The sequence below is a fragment of the Myxococcus sp. NMCA1 genome (genome assembly GCF_026810205.1).
Lineage (GTDB): Bacteria > Myxococcota > Myxococcia > Myxococcales > Myxococcaceae > Myxococcus > Myxococcus xanthus_A.
In genome coordinates this window covers 5,073,101-5,097,100 of record NZ_CP113950.1, presented here as the reverse complement: position 1 = coordinate 5,097,100, position 24,000 = coordinate 5,073,101, and the positions used below count along the sequence as shown (strand labels likewise).

The window sequence follows — 24,000 nt, the reverse complement described above, 5'->3', positions numbered from 1 at the left end:
GTGCCCTCAGGACTGCTTGGTCGCCCGGGCGAGCGCGTGGAAGTAGACGTCCTCCAGGTCGGGGCTGGCGGGCTCGAAGCCCTCTGGCGGGGACTCCGCGTAGACGTGGACCAGTCGCTGGCCAGCCACGCGCCGCACGGCGATGACCTCCAACTGCTTCATGAGCGCGTCCAGTTCCTCCTGGTGGGTGACGAAGCGCTTCCACACGCGCTGGTGCAGGGACTCCACCAGCTTCAGCGGGTGGCCGCTGGCCACGACGTTCCCCTGGGCGAGGATGGCCATGTTCTGACAGAGGTCCGCCACGTCGGAGACGATGTGCGTGGACAGCAGCACCACCACGTCGGTGCTGATCTCCGCCAGCAGGTTGTGGAAGCGGAAGCGCTCGGCGGGGTCGAGCCCGGCGGTGGGCTCGTCCACGATGAGCAGCTTGGGATTGCCGAGCAGGGCCTGGGCGATGCCGAAGCGCTGCTTCATGCCGCCAGAGAATCCACCGAGCCGCCGGTCGCGATGCTCCCAGAGGTTCGTCTTCTGGAGGAGCGCCTTCACCGTGTCATGGCGCGGGCCGCGCTGGGCCAGGCCCTTGAGCTGGGCCAGATGGTCCAGCATGTCCCAGGCCGTCACCTTGGGGTACACGCCGAAGTCCTGTGGGAGGTAACCCAGCACCTCGCGCAGCCGGTCCTTGTCCCGGCGCAGGTCGATGCCGTCGAAGGTCATGGTGCCCGCATCCACGTCCTGCAGCGTGGCGATGCTGCGCATCAGCGTGGACTTGCCGGCGCCGTTCGGTCCGAGCAACCCGAACATTCCGCGCGGAATGGTGAGGTTGACACCCTGCAACGCACGGGTGCCGTTGGGGTACGTCTTCGACACGCCTTCCAGTCTGAGGTCCATGGCGGCGAACCTAGCCCAGTCCTCGGGACCGATGCGTGGAGCGCGTGGCGTCGTTACCATGTAGGCATGCCCCTTTCTCGCCGGACCTCCACCGCCTCCGCGGCCGTCGCCTTCCTCCTGGGGGCCTGCGGAGAGGGGGACCCGGTCATGCTGGAGGCGGTGGCCGCAAGCTGCTCGGGCGGCCCGGCGCAACACCTGGACCGGTTGCCGTCCGGCGCCATGGTGCTCAACGCCTACTTCCTACAGGAAGAGGCCACCCGGGACGCGCGGCGGGGGGCGGCGGAGTCCCCGGTGCTGGAAGAGGTGCTCGCCAAGGCCTCCGCGCTGGGCGTGCGCGCGCTGCGCACCAACGGACACAACGACGCACTGTCGAAGGTGGGGGACACCGCCATCCAGGTGGCGCCGCTGGAGTACGACGAGGTGGCCCTGGTCGGCCTGGATTGGGTGCTCACCCGCGCCCGGTTCCATGGCGTCCGCCTGGTGCTGACGCTGGGGAACTACTGGGATGCGTACGGGGGCGCGCGCCAGTACGTGGAGTGGGCGGGCCTCCCCCGGCCCGTGGAAGGGGATGCCCGGTTCTTCACCGACCCGGTGGTGGTGGCGCACTACAAGGCGCACGTGGCGCGGCTGCTCAACCGGGTGAACACGGTGGACGGCATCCGCTACGGCGACCACCCGGCCGTCCTGGCCTGGGAGCTGCTCAACGAGCCGCGGGGACGGGGGCTGGACAAGGAAGGGGCGCGGCTGCGCGCGTGGATTGATGACGTGGCGCGCGAGGTGAAGACGCACGCGCCCGGCCACCTGGTGGGCACGGGCGAGGAGGGCTTCGAGCCGTCTCCCGACGGGTACGACCCTGGCTTCTGGTCCCGGTCCGGGTCGCCGGTGCTCCGCACGCCGGGGGCCAGCTTCACGCGCAACACGGCGTCCCCGTACATCGACTTCGCGTCGGTGCACTTCTATCCAGAGTCCTGGGGCCTGGGCGGCATCGACACGGCCGAGGCCGGCGCCCGGTGGATTCGGGAGCACGCCGCCATCGCCCGGAACCTGGGCAAGCCCTTGTTCGTGGGCGAACTGGGGCTGCGCAACGAAGGCACGTTCGACGTGTCACAGCGGCGCGCGCTCTATCGCGGCTGGTTGGAGTGCATGCGGAAGGAAGGCGTCGGCGCGGGGGCGCTGTGGATGTTCTCCAACGACGCCCGGCCGGAGGCCTGGGACGACTACACCTTCTACTACCGGGACGGCACGCAGCCGGGAGATCCGGTCAACCGGTACGCGGACCTGGTCATGGAGGCCGCCGCCGCGGAGCGTCCGGGCGCGGCGGTCTCCACGGGGCGCTGAGCGCGGGCGCTCCGGCTCAGACGGAGATGAGGCCCTTGCGGATGCCTTCGGTGACGGCCTCCACGCGGTTGGTGACCTCCAGCTTCCGGTAGATGTGCTCCAGGTGCGTGCGGATGGTGGCCTTGCTGAGGTCGAGCAGGCGCGCCGCCTCGCTGTTGGACACGCCCTTGGCGATGAGCTGGAGGATTTCGCGCTCGCGGTCCGACAGCGGCTTGAGCAGGGGCTCCTGGGGCATGTCGCTGGCCGACGGCTCCGGCGCGGAGGGCGGCGAGGCCACGGGGCTGGCGTCGGGCTCCACGCGGAAGTGACGGAGCAGCCGGCGCGCCAGGTTGGGCTGGATGACGGTGCCGCCCGCGCGGACCTCCTTGATGGCCTCGATGATCTTGTCCACCGGGGCGCCCTTGAGCAGGTAGCCGGAGGCGCCCGCCTTCACGGCCTCCAGCACTTTGTCCTCCTCGTCGAAGATGGTGAAGATGAGGATTTCAATCTTCGGGAAGCGCGCCTTCACCTCGCGCGTCACGTCGATGCCGCTCATGCGGGGCAGGCCCAGGTCGAGCAGCAGCACGTCCGGCATCAGCTTGGGCACTTCCTCCAGCGCGGCTTCACCGGAGAGCGCCGTGCCGATGATGTCCAGCTCCGGGTGGTTCTCGAAGAGGCGGAGCTGGTTCTTGAGGATCTTAGTCTGATCCTCGACCACGAAGACGCGAATGGGCGGCGAATCGGGAGGCTGCGGGGCGTCCACGGGAGCTCCGGTCATGACGGGCGACAGGGAAGGGAGAATGCCACCTGGGCGCCAGCGCCGGGTGACGAGTCCACGATGAGCTGACCACCGAGCTTCATGGCGCGCTCACGCATGTTCAACAGGCCGTAGTGGCCGCGCGGCGTCCGGGAAGGGTCGAAGCCCTTGCCGTCGTCGCGCACGACGAGGTTGACGCGGTCCTCGCTGAAGTCGAGCCGCACCTGGACGCCCTTGGCCTCCGCGTGCTTCACCGCGTTCGACAGCGACTCCTGGAGGATGCGGAACAGCGCCAGCTGCGCGTCCGGGTTCAGCTTGCGCTGGAGTCCGGTGCGCTCGAAGCGGATGTCCAGGCCGGTGCGCTCGCGGAACGTCTTCGCGTAGTCCTCCAGGCCCTGTGCCAGCTCGAAGTCCTCGCGCATCATCCGCAGGCTGCGCCTCAGCTCCTCGATGGACTCCTCGGCGGTGAGCTTCAGCTCGCGGATCTCCCCGCGCAGGCCCTCCTCGCGCGCGAGGTTCAGGATGTACTCGGACTGGATGATCATCGACGACAGGGACGCGCCCAGGCCGTCGTGGATCTCCCGCGCCAGCCGGTTGCGCTCCTCCACCACCGCCAGCTCCTTGAGGTCTCCCTGGAGCGACACGACCTCGCGGTGCGCGGCGGCCTCGCGCTCGTTCAGGTACACGAGCACGTAGACGATGATGAAGTTGAGCGCCAGGTACCAGAGCAGGGTCAGCAGCTCCACCGCCGTCACGGAGCGGTTGAGGAGCAGGTCCAGCCGGGTGGTGATGGGCAGCGCCAGCAGCGGCGGCAGGATCGCCAGCGGCTTGGGAAAGAGGATGGCGAAGAGCGTGGTGAAGAGCAGCTGCGTGGCCAGCAGCGGGCTCTGGAGACCGCCGCCGACGTGCGGCTTGGCGATGAGCACCACGCTGATGGTCACGTCCAGGCAGAGGGTGATGTACGTCACCCAGCGGCCGGCCTTGGGGTGGTCGATGACCAGGAGGTTGGCGACGCTGTAGAGCAGCATCGCGAAGTAGCCCACGAAGGAGAACGGACCGGTGAGGCCGAAGTAGCCGCTCCAGGCCGGCACCGCGAGGATGAGCAGGCCCAAGGTGAGGAACATCATCCGCGCGTAGAAGAGCGCGCGGGCCCGGGCCACGAAGCGGTCCTGCTCCCACGAGGCGGTCGCCTGCTCCGCCGACACGCTGTCCGTCAGCTTGCGGCGCTCCAGGACCTTGCGCACCCGGGCGCGCAGGTCGTTGGCGGGCGTTTCCTCGCTCAATGCGAGTTGGGAATCCATTCGTCCGGTACTCTACGGGAGCAACCGGGGGGCCGGGAATCCCGGAGGTGGCCCGCCTCGCTTTCTGGAGGGCGAGGGGGCAGGCCCCACGCCGGGAGGAAGCGCCGCGTTACTCCGTGGAAGCGTCACCCGAGCACGCCTGGCGTGCCTCGGGCTTGTTCTTGAAGATGAAGTCCAGCCGGTCGATCTGCTCGCCCGTGCGCTCGTTGAAGAGCGGCGTGCCGCCCGCGTACATGCTGCCCTCCGGGTTGCCGTACGCGTCCAGCCCCTGCTTCTGGAGCCACGTGTCCACGCAGGACTCCTGGGCCGCGCGCGTCGTGCTGCCCGAGCCCGCGTCCTCCGCGCTCAGGGCCCCCTTGCTGGCGCCGGTGCGCGCGGCTTCGTCCGTCGCGGCGGAGGCGTCGGTGGGGCCCGGGGCCTCGCCTGTCTTGCGGGTGCAGCCAGGAGCCAGGAAGAGGACAGCGGAAAAGACGAGCACGCCGGTCAGGTTTTTCATATGTCCTGGCAGGTGGGGGCCGCGCGGACGCGGGACGGTGGAGAGACACCTGCGCCCTTCTGCATGGTGGTACGCAGGCGGCCCCACCATATTCGTTTCCGACCGCGTGGAGCAGTCATCCGATGCATGGCCACGGTACAGACCACCATCCCCGAATTCCCCATGCGTCCCGGCTGGAGCGCGCGCGCGTACTGCTGGTGGGGGCTGGCGGGCTCGGGTGCCCGGCGTCACTGGCGCTGGCCCAGGCCGGCGTCGGGCACCTGACGCTGGCGGATCCAGACCGCGTGGACGTGACGAACCTGCCGCGCCAGCTCTGGCACCGGAGTGAGGACGTGGGCCGGAACAAGGCGGAGTCCGCGACGGCGGGCCTGGCTCGGGCCTTTCCCGGCCTGAGCACGGAGGCCCTCACCGAGCGCGTGGACGCGAGCAACGCGGAGGGGCTCTTTCGCGCGCACGACGCCGTCATCGACGCCACGGATGGCGTGGCCACCAAGTTCTTCCTGTCGGACGTGGCGGTGCTGACGGGCGTGCCGCTCGTCTATGGCGGGGTGCTGCGCATGCAGGGACAGGCGATGCGCGTGGACCCGGGTGGGCCGTGCCTGCGCTGCCTCTATGAAGCGCCGCCCCCGCCGGACGCGGTGCCCACGTGTGCCCAGGCGGGGGTGCTCGGCTCGCTGGCGGGGCTGGTGGGCGCGGTGCAGGCCCTGCTGGCGCTGGAGCTGCTGTCGGGCGCCGCGCGAGGTGGGCAGGGCGAGGCCACGCTGCACGTGCTGGATGCCGTGTCGCTCCTGGGGCGGAGGACGCTCGTGGCGCGGGCGCCGGACTGCGAGGGGTGCCGCGTCACGGCCATCCCCGCGTACCCTGAGTCTCCGGAGGTGTGCGCGACATGAAGGCGACGCTGGACATCACCCGCGAGGTCTGTCCGATGACCTACGTGCGGACGAAGCTGAAGTTGGAATCACTGGAGCAGGGTACGTTGCTGGAGGTGCTGCTTCGGGGCACCGAGCCGCTGAAGAACGTGCCTCGCAACGCGCGCGACGAGGGCCACGAAGTCGTGTCCCTGGACGCGCTCCCGGACGGGACGCACCGGCTGGTGCTCCGCAAGCAGGGCAGGTGAGTGAGCCATGGCGACCCTTCGTATTCCCACCCCCATGCGGGGCTTCACCGGCAACCAGGCGGAAGTCACGGCCCCGGGCGCCACCGTGCGCGAGGTGCTGAACAACCTGGACGCGCGCCATCCGGGCATTGGCGGCCGGGTGTTCGACGAGCGCGGCGCGGTGCGGCGCTACGTGAACGTGTTCCTGAACGACGAGGACATCCGCGCGCTGAACGGGCTGGACACGCCGGTGAAGGACGCTGACCGCATCATCCTCATCCCCGCCATGGCGGGAGGCTGACGGCGATGGCGCTGCGTGAAGATCAGATCCTGCGCTACTCCCGCCAGATCCTCCTGCGCGAGGTGGGCGGACGCGGCCAGGAGTCCCTGCTCGCGGGCACGGCGCGGTTGGATGGCATCGGCGCGTCGGGGCTGACGGCGGCGGCGTACCTGGCGGGAGCTGGCACGCCGGTGACGGGCGCGGGCTCGCTGACGCTGGGGCCCTGGGCGCCGGGCTTCCTGATGGGGCCTGATGACGTCGGCCTGCCCGTGACGGAGGCGCTGGCCCGCGAGGTGCCCGCGCTGAACCCGGACGCCGGCGCGGTAGGACAGGGCGGAGGGCTGGTCGCGGAGCTGCCCGCGGCGTGGAGTGGCGAGGCGCCCTGGGTGGCCCTGGGGGGCGATGGCATGCGGGCCGCCGTCGTCTTCCGGAGCGCGGAGGGGTGCCTCTGGTGCTTCGGTGAGACGGTGCGGCACCTGGGCTCGCCCCCGGATGGGGCTTTGGGCGTGGCCGTGGGGACGTTGGGGGCGCTCGTGTTCCAGCGGCTGCGGCTGGGCCTGGGCCCCGCGCTGGGAGGCCGGTGGCTGGTGGCGCCCGGAACCGTGGAGGAGATGGCGCTGCGAAAGTGCTCACGTTGCGCGGGCCGTGAGGCGCCTGGCGCGCAGTGAGTCACTGGCCCGAGCACATCCTCACCGAGGTGGGGAGGCACCTGGAGGCCGCGTATCCGTTCGAGGGTTGTGGGGTGCTCCTCCGCGAGGAAGGGACAGGGCGCCTGCGGATCCGTCCCTTGCGCAACGCCGCCGGAAACCCGCGGGTGGCGTACGCCTTCGCACCCGAGGAGTGGCTGGCCGTCTGCATCGAAGCGGATGCACGGTCAGAGCGAGTGGTGTGCGTGTTCCACTCGCATGTGGATGCACCGGCGACCTTCTCCCAGGAGGACCTGCTGCGGGCGGCTCCTGAGGGGCGTCCGTTGCTCCCCAATGTTTCCTATCTCATTGGATCCATACACCGCGGCTGTGTTCACTACGTGTCGGAGTATGAGTGGCGTGCGGGAAACTTCGTGTCACGAGCGAGCTGAAAAGTTCATTGCAGAAACGAAAAAGCCTTGTCTGAGCAGGCACTTGGGTGCCCGTCACCCCCACCTGCGGAAAGGTGGGCGCGAATTGTCAAGTGGCCGGGTTTTCGTCTATAACCGCGTCCATCTTCTGGATCTGCGGCGTCCCTACGAGCTTGCAAGAAGTGCTCCGGACGCAGGGAGTAGACGACCCATATGGCCTCCAACACTGGTTTCACCCTCTGGCTGACCGGCATGTCCGGTACCGGGAAGAGCACCACCGCCGCCTACATCGCCGCGCGCTTGCGGCAGGTGGGCCGCAACGTCGAGATCCTCGACGAGGGTGAGCTCGGCGAGGCGCTGTGGGCGGGGCTGGGGGATGGCAAGGAGGATCGTACCACCGTCGTGAAGCGGCTGGGCTTCGTGGCGAACCTGCTGACGCGCAACGGTGTGGCGGCGCTGGTTCCCTGCGTGAGCCCGTACAAGCCGGGCCGTGAGGAGAACCGCCGGTCCATCGGTCGCTACGTGGAGGTCTACGTCGACTGCCCGACCGAGAAGCTCATCGAGCGCGACAGCACGGGCCGCTACAAGAAGGCGCTCAACGGGGAGATCCCCAACTTCATCGGCATCACCGAGCCGTACGAGCCGCCCAACTCGCCGGAGGTCACCATCCACTCCGACGTGGAGTCGGTGGAGGACGGCGCGGCGAAGATCTTCCAGTCGCTTCTGGACCTCGGCTACATGAGCACCGAGGAGCTGAAGGTCATCACCGGCAAGAAGATGAAGGCCAACCCGCTGCCGGCCAAGGGCGAGAAGGCAGAGAAGGCCGAGAAGGGCGGCGCCAAGGCCCGTCGCGCCGAGGAGTCCAAGCCCGCGGCGAAGGCGCCGAAGGCGGACAAGGGTGCCAAGGCCCGTCCGGCCACGCGCGCGGCCCGGGTGGGCAAGCCGGCGCCGGCGGCGAAGAAGGCCGCGAAGCGGAAGGCTCGCTAGGCGGCCGGGCTTCCGGGCCTGGGTTTCATTCCTGAGGGGCTCCAGGTTGCCGCGCAACGGCGCGTGCAATCCGGGGCCCTTTGGTTTTAGGAGAGCTTCATGTTGAGCCCCGAGCGGATCCAGTCCCTGTGTGAGTCGTCGCGCCCCAAGCTGGAGGTGATGCGCGCCGCGCTGCGGGCCCATGGCAGCGCGCTGGTGGCGTTCTCCGGAGGTGTGGATTCGACCTTCGTGCTGAAGGTGGCGGTGGAGGAGCTGGGCGACCGGGCGCTCGCGCTCACCGCGCTGTCCGCGTCCGTGGCGCCAGAGGAGGCCGACGAGGCGCGCGAGCTGGCGAGGCGGTTGGGCGCCCGGCACGTGGTGTTGGGCAGCAACGAGCTGGCGAATCCGCAGTACGCGGCCAACCCGACGAATCGCTGCTACTTCTGCAAGACGGAGCTGTACGACATCTGCGAGGCACAGCGGAAGTCGCTGGGGCTGGCGGTGGTGTTGGACGGCTTCAATGCGGACGACTTCAAGGACCACCGGCCCGGGCACAAGGCGGCGCAGGAGCACCAGGTGGTGTCGCCGCTGGCGCAGGCGGGGCTGACGAAGGAGGAGATCCGCGCGTGGAGCCAGTCGCTCGGGCTGCCGACGTGGGACAAGCCGCAGATGGCGTGCCTGGCGTCGAGGATTCCATATGGCACGGCGGTGACGCGGGACCGGTTGCTGCAGATCGCCGCCGCGGAGTCGGAGCTGCGCAAGCTGGGCTTCCGTCAGTTCCGCGTGCGGTACCACCAGGACGTGGCGCGGCTGGAGGTGGCGGCGGAGGAGTACGAGCGCTTCCTCGCGGCGGACGTGCGGCAGAAGATCAACACCGCGTTCCTGGCGCTGGGGTTCAAGTTCGTGGCGCTGGACTTGGAGCCGTTCCGCTCGGGCCGCATGAATGATGCGGTGGGCGTCGCGCGGCCGGGGGCCACGGGCAAGCCGGAAGGGTTCCCGCTGCCCGTGGTGAGCTGAGCCGCGTCTCCTTGGCGATGAGCACCAGGCTTGGGGAGCGGCTCACAGCCCGGTGATGAGGTGGATGCCGCGCTCCCGTGCCAGGGCATCCCTGGCCTCCGTGGAGACCGCGGTGCCTCGCAGGTCGAGCTCCCTGAGACGTGGCAGCTTGAGCAGCGCTGGAAGGCCGGCGTCGGTGACCTTCGTGCGCGTCAGGTAGAGCGTGCGGAGCGAACTGGGAAGGTGGCCAAGCACCTCGTCGCCGGTGCGGACGCCGGCGACGCTCAGCCAGACGAGGCTCGTGAAACCCTGGAGCGCTTTCTGGCCCTCTGCGTCCAACCTCGTCGCGCCGAGGTCGAGCGTCGTGAGTCGGGCAAGCGTGTGCAGGCTCGTCAGGCCAGAGCCATTGATGAGAGTCCCCGCGACATGGATTGCCTCCAGTTCTGTCCATTCGGCGAACTGGCCCAGCCCCACGTCCGTGAGGAGGGTGCGTTCGGCTTTCAATGAATGGAGGCCGGGAAAGGCCCGCCGTATGGAGGGCACCCATTCGTCAGTGAGCCCGGTCTTGCTCAAGTCCAGGTGTCGCAGGAGTGGGCGGGAACCCAGGTTGTTCAGTGCCTCCGGGCCAATCGGCGTGTGGCTGAGCGCGAGTCGAGTCAGTTGGCTGAGGGGTGCGAGTGCCGTGAGGGAATCGTCCGTCAGCGCGAGCCCTGAGAGCCAGAGTGATTCGAGCGCCACCAAGGTGCTCAATTCTTGAAGTCCCGTGCCCGTAATGGCCGTGCGCGAGAGGTCAAGCTCTCTCAACTCGTTGAGTCCTCGAAGATGGCGCAGCGCTGCGTCGCCCACTCGCGTGTCGTCGAGGTGAAGCGCTTCCAGTCGAGAGAGGCCCGCGAGGTGGCGAAGTCCTGCGCCTCGGATTCGCGCCTTGCTGAGAACCAGCGCACGAAGCGCGGGCAGTTTCGCGAGGTGGAGCAACCCAGCGTCCGTCACCTGGGTGTTGCCCAGGTGGAGGGCTTCCAGTTCACGGAGTTCCGCGACGTGCGCGAGGCTGGCGTCTGAGGCAGCGGTACGCGCAAGGCCCAGCCGCCGAAGGGAGGGCATGGTGTTGAGGCCGCGGAGGCCTGCATCCGTGACTTTCGTGCCGCTGAGGTTGAGCGTGTGTAACGGGGCGCTTGGCAGCACTGCGAGGACGGTGTCGTCCACCGCGGTATCCGACAGGTCGAGTTCCTCCAGCCCCGGTTGCCTCGCGAGGAATCCAAGTCCCTGGGGGGTTATGGCTGTTCCGGCGAGGGTTACTCGACGCAGGGTGGTGTGCTCTGACAGCGACGCAAGGCCTGCGTCGGAGACCGGCGTTTCGTCCAGCCGCAGCACTGCCAGTCGTTGCATTCGTTTGAGAGGAGCCAGCCCCGCGTTGGTGACCCGGGTGGCATTGAGGTGCAGGGTCTCGAGCTGAGTTGCGTTTTCCAGCGAGGCGAGGTGCGCATTGCCGAAGTCCGTGCCAGACAGCTGAAGCGCGACGACACCGGACTCCTGGAGCAGGGCCGCGAGCAGCCCGGGGGCTGGGACTCCGACAGCGCCAAAGGACAATTCGGGCACGCGATGCGCGCGCAACACGGCGGCGATTTCGCGAGCCTCCGCTTCGGTACGCACGGGGCGCAAGGGTTCTGCGTACCAGTTGCCCGTGTCAGGTGGGGTGAAGCCTTCGGGCCCTGGTGGCAAATGCCCGAACTCAGCGCTTGTCCCATCCGGTTCGAGGCGGAACACCGTGAGGAGCGGCCTGGGAGCCGTCACGACGACGGGGATCGAGGAAGGAGCGGGAATGACGGGCGCGGGACGGGTGGCGCAGGCCGCCATGACAAGAAACAATCCGGCGAATCTCAGGGTTCCCGAGTGCATGGAGTCAGAACAACCCCTCCATGCACTCAGGTCAAGGCGCAAGCACAGGGGCTTGCTCGATGCGGCAGCGCGGATCCCGGAAACGTGCCCTTCGATTCCCACTACTGGGTCGTGCCGGTACCAGTCGCGACTCCACGGAGCATGCCTTCAGAGGTGTCGTATCTTTGAAGAGTGACTTCCGTGGTGAACGGGAACGGCTGGCTGACAGGAATTTGTTCGGAGTCCAAGACTCCTCGGAACAGGTGTCGCCCAGTCATTTGCAGATGGTACGGGGTATTGCCTGTAGTGCTCATTCCCATCGTCGTGAAGTTGTCGAAGTAGATGAGATTCGATTCGCCTCGGTTCAACTCGAATCTGGCTGTGTCACCGCTTAGATATCTTGCGATATGATCATGCAGCAGCGCGGAGTAGGGGCCCCCGAACTGGACGACGAGCTCATTCGTAGCCACCGAGAGTCCTCGCCAGTAGTTGCGACTCAGGTAGGCGAATTCGAAGCTGATGGTAAATGGCACCTCCTGCCCGACCAATTCGGCGTACTCACTGGGCGGGTCTCGTGGCCAATGATCAGTGAATCGCATGGTGCCCGTAATCCAACCACCCTCATCGACGGTGATGCCCACGTTTGCGTTGCCGTCCGCGGGGAGCTTGAACAGGAATCGAATTTCGCGCATGTCCCGCTCCGCGAGGGAGAACGCCATCGGGTTGGGAGAAATCAGCTGCACTGGCACGACCTCGGATGGCGTGCCCACGCGTTCGACGTGCCAATCACCCTCAAGCTGGATGGAATAGGTTCCGGCCACCAACGGCACTATCAGCGTGTCCGGTGACGTATCCGTGATCGTGAGCGACTCCGTCCCAGTGATGACGAAGACCGCCCCCACGAGCCGGTACTGGACGCCATTGGGCGCGGTCGACACCAATGGCAGACGCATCACTCCTTCGGTCGCGCGAATCGGTGTGTACGGCCCGGTTGACGAAGATTCCCCACACGCGGCGATCAGCATCGCGAGCGCACACGCAGCCAGACTCAACTTTTGCATGACTCCCCCCTGGGACGGACACGACCCTACGGAGGCGGAGTAAAGCTGTCAAACAGGGGATGGCTGGGTGGAGCCTGACTCCAGGCGCCTCACCGCTGGCCGCGTCGGATGACAGCCGGAGTCAGTCCGGTGCATCTGCGGAACACCGTGGTGAAGTGGCTCTGCGAGCTGAAGCCAACCGCGAGCGCGATGTCGCCCAATGGCAGCGACGAGTTGCTCAACAGGTCGCGCGCCCGCTCCACGCGTCGTTGCTGCACCCAGGCGTGCGGTGTCATGCCGGTGGACTGGCGGAAGGCGCGAGTGAAATGAAAGACGCTCAATCCGGAGCGCTTGGCGAGCTCACCCACGCGGATGGGCTCGGCAAGGTGCGCCTCCGCGTAAAGCTGCACACGGTGAAGTGCGGCGGGGGAGAGTCCGCCTCGCTGGCGCGCCGCCCGTGAGGTCCCCGGTTCCTGAAGCAGTCTGGCCACCCGGGACGCGTGCCGGTCCTGGATGCCTCTCGCCGCTTTCAGAAAACCCGCGATGATCCGCAGGTGCTCCTCTGGCAGCGCCGCCATGAGCTGGTGCCCATCCGCCTGCAAGGGGCCCCACAAAGTTTCAATCCACTCGCGTGCATGCGCGGTGAGCACCAGCCGCTGGCCACCACCGGCCGCTTCCCGCTGGACGTAGCCTGCCAACTCCAGCCGCGCCACGTCGGCTTCGCGGGTGACTGCGCCCAGGGGAGTCGGGCCACCGAAGTGAAGCTGCGCCAGGCACGCGAGGTCCGCGCGCCCGAGCGCCAGGACCTTTCCTACGGTGGCATCGAACTCCGCGGACGCATCCTGGAACTGCACGACGTCCGAACCAATCTGTTCGAGCAGGGCAGGCCGGGGGCTCATCAGGAACTCCGCAGGAAGGCGAAAAACGACGCAAGGGCACGAAAGACGGCCACGAGCCCGGACCGCATCCTGGCGCCATGATCAACCTGAAGCATTCCGTCGCGGCAACCGTCCTGTGGCTTTTCGTCGTCGTCCTGGGCATCGCCTTTGGCGCGGGACTCTATGAGCACCGCGTCTCGTTGCCCCGATGGCTCGACACCCTGGGCGGACACTGGTCCGCGGAGGCCGCGCGGCAGGACAACGTGGGACTCCGCTTCTGGGCCTTCGTCTCCACGGGGCCGCTGACGCTGCTCACCCTGGCAAGTCTCTATTTCGCATCCCAGGCCACCGGCGCGCTGCGCGTCTGGTGGCTCGGGGCCGCGCTGGCGGCGCTGGCCGACCGGCTCCTGACCTTCTCGTACTTCATCCCCACGATGGTGCGGCTGATGGCGTCGCCCGACAACGCCGCCGCCGTGGAGACTGCAGTGACCTGGGCCTGGATGAACCACCTGCGTCATGCGCTCGTGGCGGGGGCCTGGCTCTCTTCGCTCCAGGCCCTGTCATGGCTCCGGTGGAAGGCAGGTGGGTGAACTCAGCGTCCGATTCCGTGCGTGAGCAACGCCCAGAGAAGTCACGACAGGGCAGGGGACCACGGACTGGCGCATCCCAAGCTCGGACCCTGTTAGAAACGGGATCCGCGCCATGGCCCGCGATCACTCCACATCCCCCAGAGGGACTTCCCGCCTGACACGCCGCATCCACGGCCTGATCAGGACCTGCGCCGTGATCCTGCCCGCGGCGGCCGGCGCGGCGGAGTACGTGGACGCGCCGTACGCGGAACGACGGGCCTTCTCGCTGATCCTCGGCCCCGGCGCCTCCTACACCGAGTCCATTGATCGCTCGGAGTCCGACGCCGAGAAGGGCGGGGACGCGCACCTGGACCTCGGGGCCAGCCGGACCGTGGGCTACGACGGGGACGAGGTCTTCGTGGTGATCCGCGGCACCCTGCGCGGCCCGGATCTATCGGTGGCCGGCGGCTTCCGGAACTTCTACGGCGATGGGTCCTGGCAGACCTTTTATGATCTGGGCCTGCTGATCAGGCCGTTTTCTGGGCCGTGGCTGGGGCCTCGCGTAGCGTTGGGCGTGCGACACACCTTCTCCGAGCGGCTCGCGGTGTTCGGGGGACTCGGGCTTTCGCTCGGGTTTGGCGCGGGCCTGCGCGGAGACGCCGAAGCCTTCACCGGGGTTCAGTGGATCTTCCCGGTCGGATCGAAGTGAATTTCTTGCGATCAGACCGACCTGTGAGAATGTGTGCGCATCTGTAGGAGGTCGCGCACATGGACATGAATCCCCGCCTTACCTCAGTGGTCTTCCGGCTCAACCGCGAGAAGCTCGACGCCCTCAAGGACCTGTCGCGCGCCACGCGCATCCGTCAGAGCGAGTACCTCCGCGAGGCCATCTCGGATCTGCTGGCGAAGTACGAAGAGCGGCTCGTCGACTGATGGCGGCCGTCCGGGCCCCACCGCGCGTCACCCGATGTGGAAGGGTGGCTCCAGCGGAAGCCCCGGGGGATGGAGACGCTCCCCGGCGGTGAAAGGGTCCACTCCGGGAGGGTAGCGAACCTCCCAGAGCACGAGGCCGTGAGCGGGCGCCTTGAAGCCCTCCAGGGTCTGTCCCGTCTCGAGCGCCGCGAGCCACGCCTCTTCCGGCAGCAGCCCCGCGGCCACCTTCAACGCGCTCCCCATCAAATAGCGGATCTGGTAGCGCGCGAAGCCGTCCCCGCGCAGCCGAGCCTCGTAGAGCCCACCGCCCAACTCGTGCAGGGTGGCGGACTCCAGCGTGCGCGGCTTGCGTGGACTGGACTTCTCATGGAACGCGATGAAGTCCCGCGTCCCTTCCGCCGAACGCAGCAGCGCTCCCAACCGCTCCGGTGTCACCGCCGTGGCCTGGAACAGCGGCTCCGCGGACACGTCCAACGCATAGGGCGCCCAGTCGGGCGTCACGGCCCCACCCAACTGGAACCGGTAGCGGTACTCCTTGCCGCTCGCGCTCCACTGCGCATGAAAGGACGTGGGCCGGCGCACCCCGCACAGGCCCAGGCCCGGTGGCAACCGGGGCGGGAGCCGCTTCTCCAGGGACTCCGCCGAGTCACCCGCTTCCAGCCGGACGCTCACCACCTGCATCCGGGCGTGGACGCCCCGGTCCGTGCGCCCCGAAGGCATCAGGGTCGCCGGCACCCCCACGGACCGCAGCGCCTCTTCCAGGGCTGACTGGACGGTGGGGCCCTCGGGTTGGCGCTGGAAGCCGCGGAAGATTCCGCCGCGGTACCAGATCCACAGTGCGACGGGAATCCGCTTGGAGGTAGAGGGGAGCACGCCGTTGCTTGGGTGTGGGGAACCACGGGATACTCGCGCGCGAAATGGCGGCTGGACAAGACCTTGCGGCGGACGTGGACGGACTCTGGCTCTTCAAGCACGGGGACCTCGTCCTGGGGCCCGTCAGTGGTGCTCAAATCGTGGAGAAGCTCACCTCGGGTGAGCTGACGCTGGACACCCTGGTGGCGCCCGCTGGAGAGCGGGACTTCCACCGCATGTCCGATGTGGACGCCTTCCGCGTGCACGTGGCCCGGGCGGAGGCGCGCGCCCGCGTGGACGCCGCCGTCGTCGTGGAGCGGGCGAAGTCCGCGAAGCGCCTCAAGATTCTCGGCGGCGCCGCGGCGGCGGGCGTGGTGGTGCTGGGCATCGTCGGCATCCAGGTGGCGCGCAACGCCGCCGTCCACGGCTGGTTCGGTGGCGGCGAGGTCCAGACGGACGACTTCGAGATGGGCGAAATCACCATCCGCGTGGCCCAGGCCCGGGTGGATGATGAGGAGCTCTTCGAGTACCCCGGCAATGGGGCACGCCGTCCGGGCTCGGGCGAGCCGGGCGTGAAGCCCGCCACTGGCAGCAGCGGTCCGGGCAAGGTGGCCATGGCCTCCACCACTCGGGCGCCGGCGGACCGGAAGCCCCGCCCCCAGGGAAGCGTGACCACCGACCCGGAGGGCATGGAGATGACGCAGCAGTTCGACCAGTCCGCCATCAACCGGGTGGTGGCCAGCAACAAGTCCACGCTCTTCCGCTGCTTCAAGGAAGAGGCGGAGCGCACCCCCGGCATCTACGCCAAGGTCCCCATGGAGTTCGTCATCGGGAACGACGGCCGCGTCAGCAAGCTCTGGGTGGACAACCCCCAGTTCAAGAAGGGTCCACTCTACGAGTGCCTGCTGGCGGAGATGCAGAAGTGGCCGTTCCGCGCCTACGAAGGCGAGCGGGCCACGGTGGGCCTGTCGTTCACCATCGGCAAGCGGGGGTAGGGTCACTTTCTTGCCGGCACCCCGGGCATGCCCGATACCGTGGGCATGTCCGCCGCATCCGTTGCAGAGACCGAAATTGCGAAGAAGGCGCTGAGCGTCCCGCCGGGAACCTTCCGTCACACCGTGCTGACGGCCGCCAAGCGCTTCAAGTCCACCTGGGCCGAGCTGGGCAAGCTCCTGGTCCAGGTCCGGGACGAGGCCAAGTTCGAGGAGTGGGGCTACCCCTCCTTCGAGGCCTATTGCCTCAAGGAACTGCACATCAAGAAGCAGACCGCCTTGAAGCTCACCCGCTCGTTCAGCTTCCTGACCAAGCACGAGCCCGAGGAGGAGCTTACCGCACAGGAGTTCCCCCAGCGCGCACCCGCCTTCGAGGTCATCGAAGTCCTCGCGGACGCGGAAGAGCGGGGCCAGCTGTCGCCCACTGAATACAAGTCCCTGCGCGACAGCATCTGGAGCCCGGAGAAGAACCCGGCCGAGCTGAAGAAGGAGTTCGCCGAGCGCTTCCCCCGTCCCCCGCCGGAGCCGCCTCCGGAGAGCGCCCAGGTGCGGAAGCTGGCACAGATGGCCCGCAAGCTCGCGAGCGAGCTGTCGGGGAGTCGTCGGATTCCGAACGCCGTCGCCGAGCGGGCAGCCGCCCTGGCTGAAGACCTCGAGGACATCGCCTCGGGCGTGACGGACGCCTGAGCCGCTGTTACTGAACGCTGACCCGTCGCCGGGGCTGTGCGCTCGGCAACGGGCCTGTACCGCCGGGCTTCCTGCCCGAAGGGGAGGGCCCTATAGTGGTTCAGGGCCGCGTGGAAGGTGGGCCTGACGGCTGTTCGAGACGTGGGCAGTCCGTGCGGGTAGGGGAGCGGTGGACGGCGAAGGAGGCTCCGGGTGTCCGGAGCCGGCGAACTCGGAGGCGGCAGTGAAGAAGGAGCACCACGTCAACCTGTCTTGTTCGTTCTGCGGCAAGTCGCAGCGCGAGGTCCGCAAGCTCATCGCGGGCCCGACGGTCTACATCTGCGACGAATGCATCAAGCTGTGTAACGACATCATCGCGGACGAGAACGAGCGCGAGGAGGGCAAGCCCCAGGTCAGCTTGCCGACGCCGGCGGAGATCAAGGCGTTCCTCGACGACTACGTCATCGGACAGGACCAGGCGAAGAAGGTCCTCGCGGTGGCGGTGTACAACCACTACAAGCGCATCTATCAAAAGAAGCCGACCTCTCGGCCGCGTCCGGGCGTGAAGGGCCCCACCGGCGAGGAAGTGGAGCTGAGCAAGAGCAACATCCTGCTCATCGGTCCCACGGGAAGTGGCAAGACGCTGCTGGCCCAGTCGCTGGCGCGCTTCCTCAACGTGCCCTTCACCATCGCCGACGCCACCAGCCTCACCGAGGCCGGCTACGTGGGCGAGGACGTGGAGAACATCATCCAGAACCTCCTCCACAACGCCGACTACGACGTGGAGAAGGCTTCGCGCGGCATCGTCTACATCGACGAGATCGACAAGATCGCCCGCAAGGGTGACATGCCCAGCGCCACCCGCGACGTGGGCGGCGAGGGCGTGCAGCAGGCACTGCTGAAGATCATCGAAGGCACCCGGGCCAACGTCACGCCGCGCGGCGGGAAGAAGTACAACCAGCAGGAGTACGTTCAGGTCGACACGACGAACATCCTGTTCATCTGCGGCGGCGCCTTCCACGGCATCGACGGCGTCATCAAGCGCCGCGTGGGCGAGAAGGGCCTCGGCTTCGGCGCGAAGATCACCCACCGCGAGGAGCGGAGCGTGGGTGAGCTGCTGGCGCTGACCGAGCCGGAAGACCTCATGCGCTTCGGCATGATTCCGGAGTTCATCGGCCGCCTGCCGATGATCGCCACGCTGAACGACCTGAAGGAAGAGGACCTGGTCATCATCCTCTCCCAGCCGAAGAACGCCCTGGTGAAGCAGTACCAGAAGCTCTTCGAGTTTGAGAAGGTGAAGCTGACCTTCACGAAAGAGGCGCTGCGCGCCATCGCCCGCGAGGCGATGCGCCGTCACTCCGGAGCGCGCGGCCTTCGCGCCATCCTGGAGGATGCCATGCTGGAGATCATGTACGACGTGCCGTTCCGCGAGGGCGTCAAGGAGTGCAAGATCACCGAGCAGGTCATCACCAAGCACGAGGCGCCCCAGCTCGTCATGGAGAAGGAGAAGAAGACGGCCTAGCGGCGTCTTGCTTCTCCAGGTGTCCCAAGGCCCTGCTTCCCTCACGGGAGGCGGGGCCTTCGCATTTCAGGGCGCGGGCAGGGTGATGATGAACTCGGCCCCGGCGCCGGGCGCGCTCTCCACGCGGATGTCGCCCTGGTGCTCCTGGACGATGTCGTGGCACAGCGAGAGCCCCAGCCCTGTGCCCACGCCCGCGGGCTTGGTGGTGAAGAAGGGGTCGAAGAGCTTCTCGCGGAGGTCCTCGGGGATGCCTGGCCCGTTGTCGCGGATGCGCAGCTCCACCTTGGTTCCGACGCGGTGGGTGCTCAGGTGCACCTGGGGCGTGAAGCCCTCGCCGGCCTGAGGCTGATGTTGCGCCGCGGCGTAGAAGGCGTTGTCGAGGATGTTGGTGAGCATCCGGCTGATGTCGCTGGCCACCAGCTCCACGATGCCCACGGTGGGGTCCAACGTGGTCTCCATCTTCACGCTGGCGCCGCCCGGACGGCTGCGCAGGCCCTGCACGGCCAGATTGACGCTGTCGCGCACCAACTGGTTGAGGTCCGACTTGGAGCGGGTGCCCTCAGACTTGCGCGAGTGCCGGAGCATCGTCTTGATGATGTCCGAGGCGCGCTTGCCATGGCTGTGGATGCGCTGGGCGTTCTGCTTCAAGTCCTGGAGCGTCTCCAGCACGTCCTCGCGGGCCTCGCTGTCGAGCCGGTCCGCGATGCCCTTCAACGTCTCCTCCAACTCCCCGGCCAGTCGCGAGGACAGGTTCGAGAAGTTGTTCACGAAGTTGAGCGGGTTCTGGAGCTCGTGGGCGATGCCCGCGGTGAGCGCGCCCAGGGACGCGAGCTTCTCCTGCGCCACGAGCTGGCGCTGCATCTCCTGAAGCCGGGTGAGCGTGTCCGCCAGCTCGGCGTTCTTGTGCTGGATTTCGGCCGTGCGCTCCTCCACGCGGCGCTCCAGCGTCCGGCTGTACTCCTCCAGGCTGGCGTAGAGGTCGGCGTTCTCCAGGGAGATGGCCGCCTGGAACGACAACAGGCGCAGCACCTCCAGCCGCTCCGGCGTGAAGACGCCTCGCGTGGCGTCGTTCTCCAGGTAGAGCACGCCCGTGAGCGAGCCCTGCTTCAACAGGGGGCTGCACAGCAGTGACTTGGGCTGGGCGCTGCGGACGTAGGGGTCCTCGGAGAAGGGTTCTTCCGCCGAGGCGTCGTGGAGGAGCACCGTCTCGCCGGTGCGCACCACGTAGTGGATGATGGAGGTCGGCAGCGACGCGGAGGACTCCATGGGAATGGGCGCATCGAGCACCACGCCATCGCCGTCCACGGAGCCTTCCGCCGCGATGACCAGGCCCTCGGTCCGTTTCAGCAGCAGTAGGCCCCGCCGCGCGCCCGCGTTCTCGATGACCAGCGTCATCAGCTTGCGCAGCAGCTTGCCCAGGACGATTTCGCCGGACAGCGCGCGCGCCGTCTTGATGACGGACGCCAGGTCCAGCGCGGCCAGTGACGCTTCGGTGGGGGCATCCGTGCGCGTAGTCGTGGGGGCGGACGGCAAGAGCCGCGGGTGCTCCCGCTCCAGTCGAGCCGCGACGGCGCGGGCCCCCCAACGCAGGTAGGCGGCGCGGGCTTCTTCCAGGTAGGTGCGGGCCACGCGCTCGCGGGCTTGCGTCAGGTGGAACCGTGCAGCGGCCTCGCAGGCCACGCCTTCGTCGAGCGACAGGCCGTACTGGCGCGCCAGCCGGATGGCCCGGTCATATGCATCCGCGGCCAAGTCCCCCTCTCCGTCCAGGCGGGCCCGCTCCGCGTCCAGCAGCTCCGCGCGGGCGCCGTAGTTCATGGGGGCGATGCGGGCCCAGCCGCGCATGGACTTGCGGATGGCGTCGATGGCTCGTGACGAGCGAATCCGGTCCAGCGGCCCCAATGTCGGGTGGACCGCCATGAGCGCCAGGCCTTGGAAGAACTTGTACCAGGGCAGGTAGATCTGCCCGGCGATGAGCTCCACCTGGGCGTCCACCGCCGCGGCGCTCTCCAGCGCACCGCGAGCATCGCCCCACAGCCAGCGGCGCAAGGTGCGCAGCACGTCACAGGTGGCGATGCCGTTGCCGTAGTCGAGCTGACGGTACGGCGCGACCAGCTCCTCCTCGCGAGCCTCCACGTTGCCGGTGAAGGCCCCCGTGAGGGAATCGAGCGTGTGGCGCATGTACTCGGTGAAGAGCACGTTCTTGTGGCGGTGGGTGGCCAGGATGTCCCGGTACCGGTCCATGCGCGGGCCACCGTCGGCCAATCCGTCCCGGGCGATGAGGGCGGTGGCACAGCCCGCGCTGGACGCATAGCCGAGGTACTCGATGTCGCCCGTCTCCTGGCCCTTCTGCGCGGCGGCGAGGAAGTCGTCGACGCAGGCGGACAGCGGCTCCTTCCAGTGCCGGATGAAGAGGTTGAAGACGAAGGTCACCATGGCCCGCAGGCTCTCCGCCTGGAAGCGGTCCAGCGTCTTCAGCGCCAGCCGTCCGTAGCGGAAGCCCTCCTCGGGGTTGCCCAGGTGCACGCTCAGCATCAGCCCGTAGCCCACGTAGCCGAACGCGGCCACGCCCGTGGCGCCGTGGCGGATGGTGAGCTGGAGCACGCGGAGCACCACCAGCGGAAAGAGCAGCGGGCGGGCCATGAAGGCCAGCGAGGACAGCTTCACCAGCAGCCGCAGCGTGGCGAGCAGGAGCGGGTCGGTGCACTCGGGGAGGGCCGCCAGGTCCTCGGGCTTGCGCAGGCCCAGGCGCATCTTCGTCTTCGCCACCGCGGCCAGGACGTGAGGCTGCTTCGGATTCGCGGGCAGGGGCTGACCCAGCTTGCGCAACACCTCCAGGCCCAGGTCCACGCCGCGTGAGTGCTCACCCCGGTGCGCGAGGCATTGGAGCCGGACCTCCTGCACCCGGACCTCCTCCGCGCCGTCCACCGCATGGGCCAGCGCCGCTGCCGCCAGCCGCTCCATCAGGTCGAAGTCCGCGGCGAGGTACGCTGCTTCCGCCGCGTCGACGTGCAGGTCGAAGGTGAGCCGCCGGTCCTTCCGCCAGCCGTCCTCGCCGAGCAGGGTCAGGCCCGTATTCAGCAGGCGCAGGGCCGCGGACCAGGCGCCTCGGGACTTGGCGCTGCGGCCAGCGCGCAAGTCCAGCTCCGCCACGCGGTGACGCTCCTGCTCGTCGTGGAGCACGGGCAAAGCCAGGTGGAAATGGCTGACGAGCTCCGGGAGTCCTTCGTCCAGCCGCTCCGGGGGCGTGTGCCGCAGGAGCAGCCGGCCGATGCGGGCATGGATCTCCGGGTGCACGTCCGCGGGAATCAGCTCGAGCGCGGCCTGCTGCACGCGGTCATGCGTGAATTGATACGCGCCCCCAGCGTCGAGGTCGGCTTCGTCGATGGGTACCACCAGCCCCGCCTGGAGCACTTCACCGAGCCCCTTCTCGGCCTCCTCATCCGTGCGCTCCAGGACGATGGCCAGGCCGCGCAGGTCGAACGTGTGGCCCAGCGCCGCGGCCATGGGCAGCAGCGCCTGCGCGGAAGAGCTCAGCTCGCGGATGCGGGAGGTGAGCAGCGCCACCACGCCATCACTGAAATCCTGTCCGCGCAGCGCGCTGGCATCCCACCGGAAGCCACCGCCGTCCGCGTCGAAGCGCACCAGCCCGCGTTCGTAGAAGGTGCGCAGCAGTTGCACCGCGTGGAACGGGTTGCCTTCCGTCAGCGACAGCACCAGGTCGTCGAGCTGCGCGTCGGGTTGGCCTTCGGCGGGAGGGAACACGTCCGCGACCAGCCTCGTCACGTCCTCGGGCGACAGCGGCGCCAGGTCGATGCGGTGGACCGGCGTGCCGTGGTCCTGTAGCGCGCGGGCAAGGGACTCCACGGGATGGTCGGGGCCCAGCTCTTCCGAGCGGCAACCCGCGACCACGAGCAGGTGTTCGATGTCCCGGTCCGTCAGGAGCAGCCGCAACAGCTGGAGGCTGGTGCTGTCCGCCCAGTGGAGGTCGTCCAGGACGAGCACCAGGGGATGTTCCCGCGTGGCGAGCGCGGCCACCAGCTTGCGCAGGACCAGTTGGAAGCGCAGCTCCGACTCCGCGGGCCCCAGCTCCGGGACGGGAGGCTGGTCGCCAAGCACCAGCGCCATGCGAGGCACCGCGTCCACCACCAGCCGGCCCATGCCGCCCACGGCTTCGAGGAGGCGGTGTTGCCAGGCAGCCAGCTCCTGCTCCTGTCCGCCCAGGAGTCCGCGAGCCACTTCGCGGAAGGCCTCGAAGATGCCGCTGTAGGGGGTGTCGCGGAGAAGCTGGTCGTACTTTCCTCGGGCGAAGTGACCCTGGCGCTCCGCGACGGGCCGCTTGAGCACCCCGGTGAGGGCCGATTTGCCCATGCCCGCCGCGCCAGAGACGAGCACGAAGGCGGAGCGGCCCGAGGCGGCGCGCTCGAAGGCCTCGCTCAGGGCCGCCTGTGGGTGCTCGCGGCCGTAGAGCTTCTCGGGGATGGCGAAGCGCTCGGGGACGTCCTTGGCGCCCAGCATGAAGGCGGCGACCGGGCCGGGGCCCTCGAGGGCACCCAGGCAGCGCTGGAGGTCCGCCACGAGCCCGTAGGCGCTCTGGTAGCGGTCCTCGGGGGACTTGGCGAGCAGCTTGAGCGTGATGTCGGACAGGGGCTGGGGCAGCTCGGGTTCGACACTGACGGGCGGAGGCGGGGGCAGGGCGACGTGTGCGTGGATGAGGCCCAGCGCATCCGTGTCCGCGAAGGGGCGGCGCCCGGTGAGCAGCTCGTAGAGCACCACGCCCATGGAATAGAAATCAGCCCGCGAATCCACGCTGCGGTGGGTGCGCCCGGTGCCTTCGGGGGAGAGGTATTCGAGGCTGCCCTCCAACCGTTCGGGGGCGAGCGGAGCGACCTCGGCACGGGGTCTGCGCGTGGCGAGGGTGAAGCCGGTGAGCTTCACGGACTCGCCATCCGTGCCCACGAGGATGCTGCTGGGGTTCAGGTCCCGGTGGAGGATGCCCTGCTCGTGGATGGCACCCAGGGCGCGCGCCAACGACAGCGCGATGCGGCATGCTGCGCGCGGCTCCACGCGCCCGTGTGACAGGCGTTGGGTCAGCGTCGCATCACCGAAGCCTTCCAGGATGAGCACAGGTGCTCCGTCCCGCGCTTCGGCCCACGCCAGGGGCCGCAGGACGCCGTCGAGACTCAGGGCGTTCGTCAGCTCCCACTCATGGCGAAGCCGCGTGGTGGCGGAGGGGAGCCGCGCAGCGTCGGGGACCTTGAGGATGACCGAAGCGCCGTCTTCCTCGCGTGTAGCGCGCAAGAGCTGGAAGGCGCCTGCGGTAGTGACCTCTCTGCCGATGCGGTAGCCGGGCACATCCATCATTGCTTCCACCCGTGCGCGAAGGAGCGCACTCCCCGTTGAGGCGGGGAGGGTAGCCCTGGCACTGGGGGCTCGCAACAGAGCGCGGGCGAGGTGAGGACGGAAGCCTGCCCGCAGGCCGGAGTGGAGTGGGCCTCGAGGGTGTGCGATGGATCGAGTCA

General features: G+C 68.4%; 23 protein-coding genes. 14 read left to right on the top strand and 9 right to left on the bottom strand.

Features of this window, described 5'->3' with window-relative positions:
* Nucleotides 1–6: 6 nt before the first annotated feature.
* Nucleotides 7–888, bottom strand: a complete 882-nt coding sequence (locus OZ403_RS21040; protein ID WP_140792398.1) for an ABC transporter ATP-binding protein — start codon at nucleotides 886–888, stop codon at nucleotides 7–9.
* A 66-nt stretch (nucleotides 889–954) separates the two neighbouring features.
* On the opposite strand from OZ403_RS21040, the gene OZ403_RS21035 reads away from it, so the two are divergent.
* The gene (locus tag OZ403_RS21035; RefSeq protein ID WP_140792396.1) at nucleotides 955–2,226 is read left to right on the top strand and encodes a glycoside hydrolase 5 family protein; all 1,272 of its coding nucleotides are present in this window, start codon (nucleotides 955–957) and stop codon (nucleotides 2,224–2,226) included.
* Nucleotides 2,227–2,242: 16 nt separating this feature from the next.
* Here OZ403_RS21035 and OZ403_RS21030 read toward each other — a convergent pair whose 3' ends face one another.
* The 3 genes from OZ403_RS21030 to OZ403_RS21020 all read right to left on the bottom strand — a co-directional run bounded on the left by OZ403_RS21030 (nucleotide 2,243) and on the right by OZ403_RS21020 (nucleotide 4,759).
* A complete protein-coding gene (locus OZ403_RS21030) occupies nucleotides 2,243–2,983 on the bottom strand; it encodes a response regulator (RefSeq protein ID WP_140792394.1) in 741 nt (246 codons plus the stop codon).
* A complete protein-coding gene (locus tag OZ403_RS21025; RefSeq protein WP_140792392.1) occupies nucleotides 2,980–4,263 on the bottom strand; it encodes a sensor histidine kinase in 1,284 nt (427 codons plus the stop codon). Before OZ403_RS21025 ends, OZ403_RS21030 begins: the two co-directional genes overlap by 4 nt.
* Nucleotides 4,264–4,372: 109 nt before the next feature.
* Nucleotides 4,373–4,759, bottom strand: coding sequence for a hypothetical protein (locus OZ403_RS21020; protein ID WP_268781557.1), 387 nt, complete (start codon nucleotides 4,757–4,759; stop codon nucleotides 4,373–4,375).
* A 122-nt stretch (nucleotides 4,760–4,881) separates the two neighbouring features.
* On the opposite strand from OZ403_RS21020, the gene OZ403_RS21015 reads away from it, so the two are divergent.
* The 7 genes from OZ403_RS21015 (at nucleotide 4,882) to larE (ending at nucleotide 9,175) form a co-directional block, all read left to right on the top strand.
* The gene (locus OZ403_RS21015) at nucleotides 4,882–5,649 is read left to right on the top strand and encodes a HesA/MoeB/ThiF family protein (protein WP_140792388.1); all 768 of its coding nucleotides are present in this window, start codon (nucleotides 4,882–4,884) and stop codon (nucleotides 5,647–5,649) included.
* Entirely contained in the window at nucleotides 5,637–5,876 is a 240-nt protein-coding gene (locus tag OZ403_RS21010) for a sulfurtransferase TusA family protein (RefSeq protein WP_140792386.1), read from the top strand. The genes OZ403_RS21015 and OZ403_RS21010 overlap by 13 nt, the downstream gene beginning before the upstream one ends.
* A gap of 7 nt (nucleotides 5,877–5,883) precedes the next feature.
* Nucleotides 5,884–6,156, top strand: coding sequence for a ubiquitin-like small modifier protein 1 (locus OZ403_RS21005; RefSeq protein WP_140855310.1), 273 nt, complete (start codon nucleotides 5,884–5,886; stop codon nucleotides 6,154–6,156).
* A gap of 5 nt (nucleotides 6,157–6,161) precedes the next feature.
* Nucleotides 6,162–6,803, top strand: a complete 642-nt coding sequence (locus OZ403_RS21000; protein WP_140855307.1) for a ThiF family adenylyltransferase — start codon at nucleotides 6,162–6,164, stop codon at nucleotides 6,801–6,803.
* Entirely contained in the window at nucleotides 6,800–7,213 is a 414-nt protein-coding gene (locus OZ403_RS20995) for a Mov34/MPN/PAD-1 family protein (RefSeq protein WP_140792380.1), read from the top strand. Before OZ403_RS21000 ends, OZ403_RS20995 begins: the two co-directional genes overlap by 4 nt.
* Before the next feature lie 192 nt (nucleotides 7,214–7,405).
* Nucleotides 7,406–8,179, top strand: coding sequence for an adenylyl-sulfate kinase (gene cysC, locus OZ403_RS20990; RefSeq protein WP_140792378.1), 774 nt, complete (start codon nucleotides 7,406–7,408; stop codon nucleotides 8,177–8,179).
* Nucleotides 8,180–8,278: 99 nt separating this feature from the next.
* The gene (gene larE, locus OZ403_RS20985) at nucleotides 8,279–9,175 is read left to right on the top strand and encodes an ATP-dependent sacrificial sulfur transferase LarE (protein WP_140792376.1); all 897 of its coding nucleotides are present in this window, start codon (nucleotides 8,279–8,281) and stop codon (nucleotides 9,173–9,175) included.
* Between the two features lie 42 nt (nucleotides 9,176–9,217).
* On the opposite strand, the gene OZ403_RS20980 is transcribed toward larE, so the two are convergent.
* The 3 genes from OZ403_RS20980 to OZ403_RS20970 all read right to left on the bottom strand — a co-directional run bounded on the left by OZ403_RS20980 (nucleotide 9,218) and on the right by OZ403_RS20970 (nucleotide 12,968).
* On the bottom strand, nucleotides 9,218–11,050 hold the full coding sequence (locus tag OZ403_RS20980; RefSeq protein WP_268781556.1) for a leucine-rich repeat domain-containing protein: 1,833 nt from the start codon (nucleotides 11,048–11,050) through the stop codon (nucleotides 9,218–9,220).
* Nucleotides 11,051–11,151: 101 nt separating this feature from the next.
* Nucleotides 11,152–12,090 (bottom strand): hypothetical protein, encoded by a 939-nt coding sequence (locus OZ403_RS20975; RefSeq protein WP_140798650.1) that lies wholly within the window; start codon nucleotides 12,088–12,090, stop codon nucleotides 11,152–11,154.
* Nucleotides 12,091–12,179: 89 nt separating this feature from the next.
* On the bottom strand, nucleotides 12,180–12,968 hold the full coding sequence (locus OZ403_RS20970) for a helix-turn-helix domain-containing protein (protein WP_140792370.1): 789 nt from the start codon (nucleotides 12,966–12,968) through the stop codon (nucleotides 12,180–12,182).
* 77 nt (nucleotides 12,969–13,045) lie between these two features.
* Here OZ403_RS20970 and OZ403_RS20965 point away from each other — a divergent pair, with 77 nt between their 5' ends.
* The 3 genes from OZ403_RS20965 (at nucleotide 13,046) to OZ403_RS20955 (ending at nucleotide 14,449) form a co-directional block, all read left to right on the top strand.
* Nucleotides 13,046–13,537: a DUF1772 domain-containing protein gene (locus OZ403_RS20965; RefSeq protein WP_140792368.1), complete on the top strand. Its 492-nt coding sequence runs from the start codon at nucleotides 13,046–13,048 to the stop codon at nucleotides 13,535–13,537.
* Between the two features lie 112 nt (nucleotides 13,538–13,649).
* Nucleotides 13,650–14,225: a hypothetical protein gene (locus tag OZ403_RS20960; RefSeq protein WP_268781555.1), complete on the top strand. Its 576-nt coding sequence runs from the start codon at nucleotides 13,650–13,652 to the stop codon at nucleotides 14,223–14,225.
* Between the two features lie 59 nt (nucleotides 14,226–14,284).
* Entirely contained in the window at nucleotides 14,285–14,449 is a 165-nt protein-coding gene (locus OZ403_RS20955) for a ribbon-helix-helix domain-containing protein (RefSeq protein ID WP_328285456.1), read from the top strand.
* Between the two features lie 27 nt (nucleotides 14,450–14,476).
* Here OZ403_RS20955 and OZ403_RS20950 read toward each other — a convergent pair whose 3' ends face one another.
* Nucleotides 14,477–15,322: a tRNA pseudouridine synthase A gene (locus OZ403_RS20950; RefSeq protein WP_268781553.1), complete on the bottom strand. Its 846-nt coding sequence runs from the start codon at nucleotides 15,320–15,322 to the stop codon at nucleotides 14,477–14,479.
* Nucleotides 15,323–15,366: 44 nt separating this feature from the next.
* Between OZ403_RS20950 and OZ403_RS20945 the strand changes: the two genes are divergently transcribed.
* From OZ403_RS20945 to clpX, 3 genes are all read left to right on the top strand, one after another.
* Nucleotides 15,367–16,296, top strand: coding sequence for an AgmX/PglI C-terminal domain-containing protein (locus tag OZ403_RS20945; RefSeq protein WP_174259309.1), 930 nt, complete (start codon nucleotides 15,367–15,369; stop codon nucleotides 16,294–16,296).
* 27 nt (nucleotides 16,297–16,323) lie between these two features.
* Entirely contained in the window at nucleotides 16,324–16,980 is a 657-nt protein-coding gene (locus tag OZ403_RS20940) for a hypothetical protein (RefSeq protein WP_140792360.1), read from the top strand.
* A 223-nt stretch (nucleotides 16,981–17,203) separates the two neighbouring features.
* Nucleotides 17,204–18,481: an ATP-dependent Clp protease ATP-binding subunit ClpX gene (gene clpX / locus OZ403_RS20935; RefSeq protein ID WP_140792358.1), complete on the top strand. Its 1,278-nt coding sequence runs from the start codon at nucleotides 17,204–17,206 to the stop codon at nucleotides 18,479–18,481.
* Between the two features lie 66 nt (nucleotides 18,482–18,547).
* On the opposite strand, the gene OZ403_RS20930 is transcribed toward clpX, so the two are convergent.
* On the bottom strand, nucleotides 18,548–23,842 hold the full coding sequence (locus tag OZ403_RS20930) for a trifunctional serine/threonine-protein kinase/ATP-binding protein/sensor histidine kinase (protein WP_268781552.1): 5,295 nt from the start codon (nucleotides 23,840–23,842) through the stop codon (nucleotides 18,548–18,550).
* Nucleotides 23,843–24,000: the final 158 nt, after the last annotated feature.

Coding starts and splice junctions, on each gene's coding strand:
- OZ403_RS21040 (WP_140792398.1), bottom strand. CDS start 888: ATGGACCTCAGACTGGAAGGCGTGTCGAAGACGTACCCCAACGGCACC.
- OZ403_RS21035 (WP_140792396.1), top strand. CDS start 955: ATGCCCCTTTCTCGCCGGACCTCCACCGCCTCCGCGGCCGTCGCCTTC.
- OZ403_RS21030 (WP_140792394.1), bottom strand. CDS start 2,983: ATGACCGGAGCTCCCGTGGACGCCCCGCAGCCTCCCGATTCGCCGCCC.
- OZ403_RS21025 (WP_140792392.1), bottom strand. CDS start 4,263: ATGGATTCCCAACTCGCATTGAGCGAGGAAACGCCCGCCAACGACCTG.
- OZ403_RS21020 (WP_268781557.1), bottom strand. CDS start 4,759: ATGAAAAACCTGACCGGCGTGCTCGTCTTTTCCGCTGTCCTCTTCCTG.
- OZ403_RS21015 (WP_140792388.1), top strand. CDS start 4,882: ATGCATGGCCACGGTACAGACCACCATCCCCGAATTCCCCATGCGTCC.
- OZ403_RS21005 (WP_140855310.1), top strand. CDS start 5,884: ATGGCGACCCTTCGTATTCCCACCCCCATGCGGGGCTTCACCGGCAAC.
- OZ403_RS21000 (WP_140855307.1), top strand. CDS start 6,162: ATGGCGCTGCGTGAAGATCAGATCCTGCGCTACTCCCGCCAGATCCTC.
- cysC (WP_140792378.1), top strand. CDS start 7,406: ATGGCCTCCAACACTGGTTTCACCCTCTGGCTGACCGGCATGTCCGGT.
- larE (WP_140792376.1), top strand. CDS start 8,279: ATGTTGAGCCCCGAGCGGATCCAGTCCCTGTGTGAGTCGTCGCGCCCC.
- OZ403_RS20980 (WP_268781556.1), bottom strand. CDS start 11,050: ATGCACTCGGGAACCCTGAGATTCGCCGGATTGTTTCTTGTCATGGCG.
- OZ403_RS20975 (WP_140798650.1), bottom strand. CDS start 12,090: ATGCAAAAGTTGAGTCTGGCTGCGTGTGCGCTCGCGATGCTGATCGCC.
- OZ403_RS20970 (WP_140792370.1), bottom strand. CDS start 12,968: ATGAGCCCCCGGCCTGCCCTGCTCGAACAGATTGGTTCGGACGTCGTG.
- OZ403_RS20965 (WP_140792368.1), top strand. CDS start 13,046: ATGATCAACCTGAAGCATTCCGTCGCGGCAACCGTCCTGTGGCTTTTC.
- OZ403_RS20960 (WP_268781555.1), top strand. CDS start 13,650: ATGGCCCGCGATCACTCCACATCCCCCAGAGGGACTTCCCGCCTGACA.
- OZ403_RS20955 (WP_328285456.1), top strand. CDS start 14,285: ATGGACATGAATCCCCGCCTTACCTCAGTGGTCTTCCGGCTCAACCGC.
- OZ403_RS20945 (WP_174259309.1), top strand. CDS start 15,367: ATGGCGGCTGGACAAGACCTTGCGGCGGACGTGGACGGACTCTGGCTC.
- OZ403_RS20940 (WP_140792360.1), top strand. CDS start 16,324: ATGCCCGATACCGTGGGCATGTCCGCCGCATCCGTTGCAGAGACCGAA.
- OZ403_RS20930 (WP_268781552.1), bottom strand. CDS start 23,842: ATGATGGATGTGCCCGGCTACCGCATCGGCAGAGAGGTCACTACCGCA.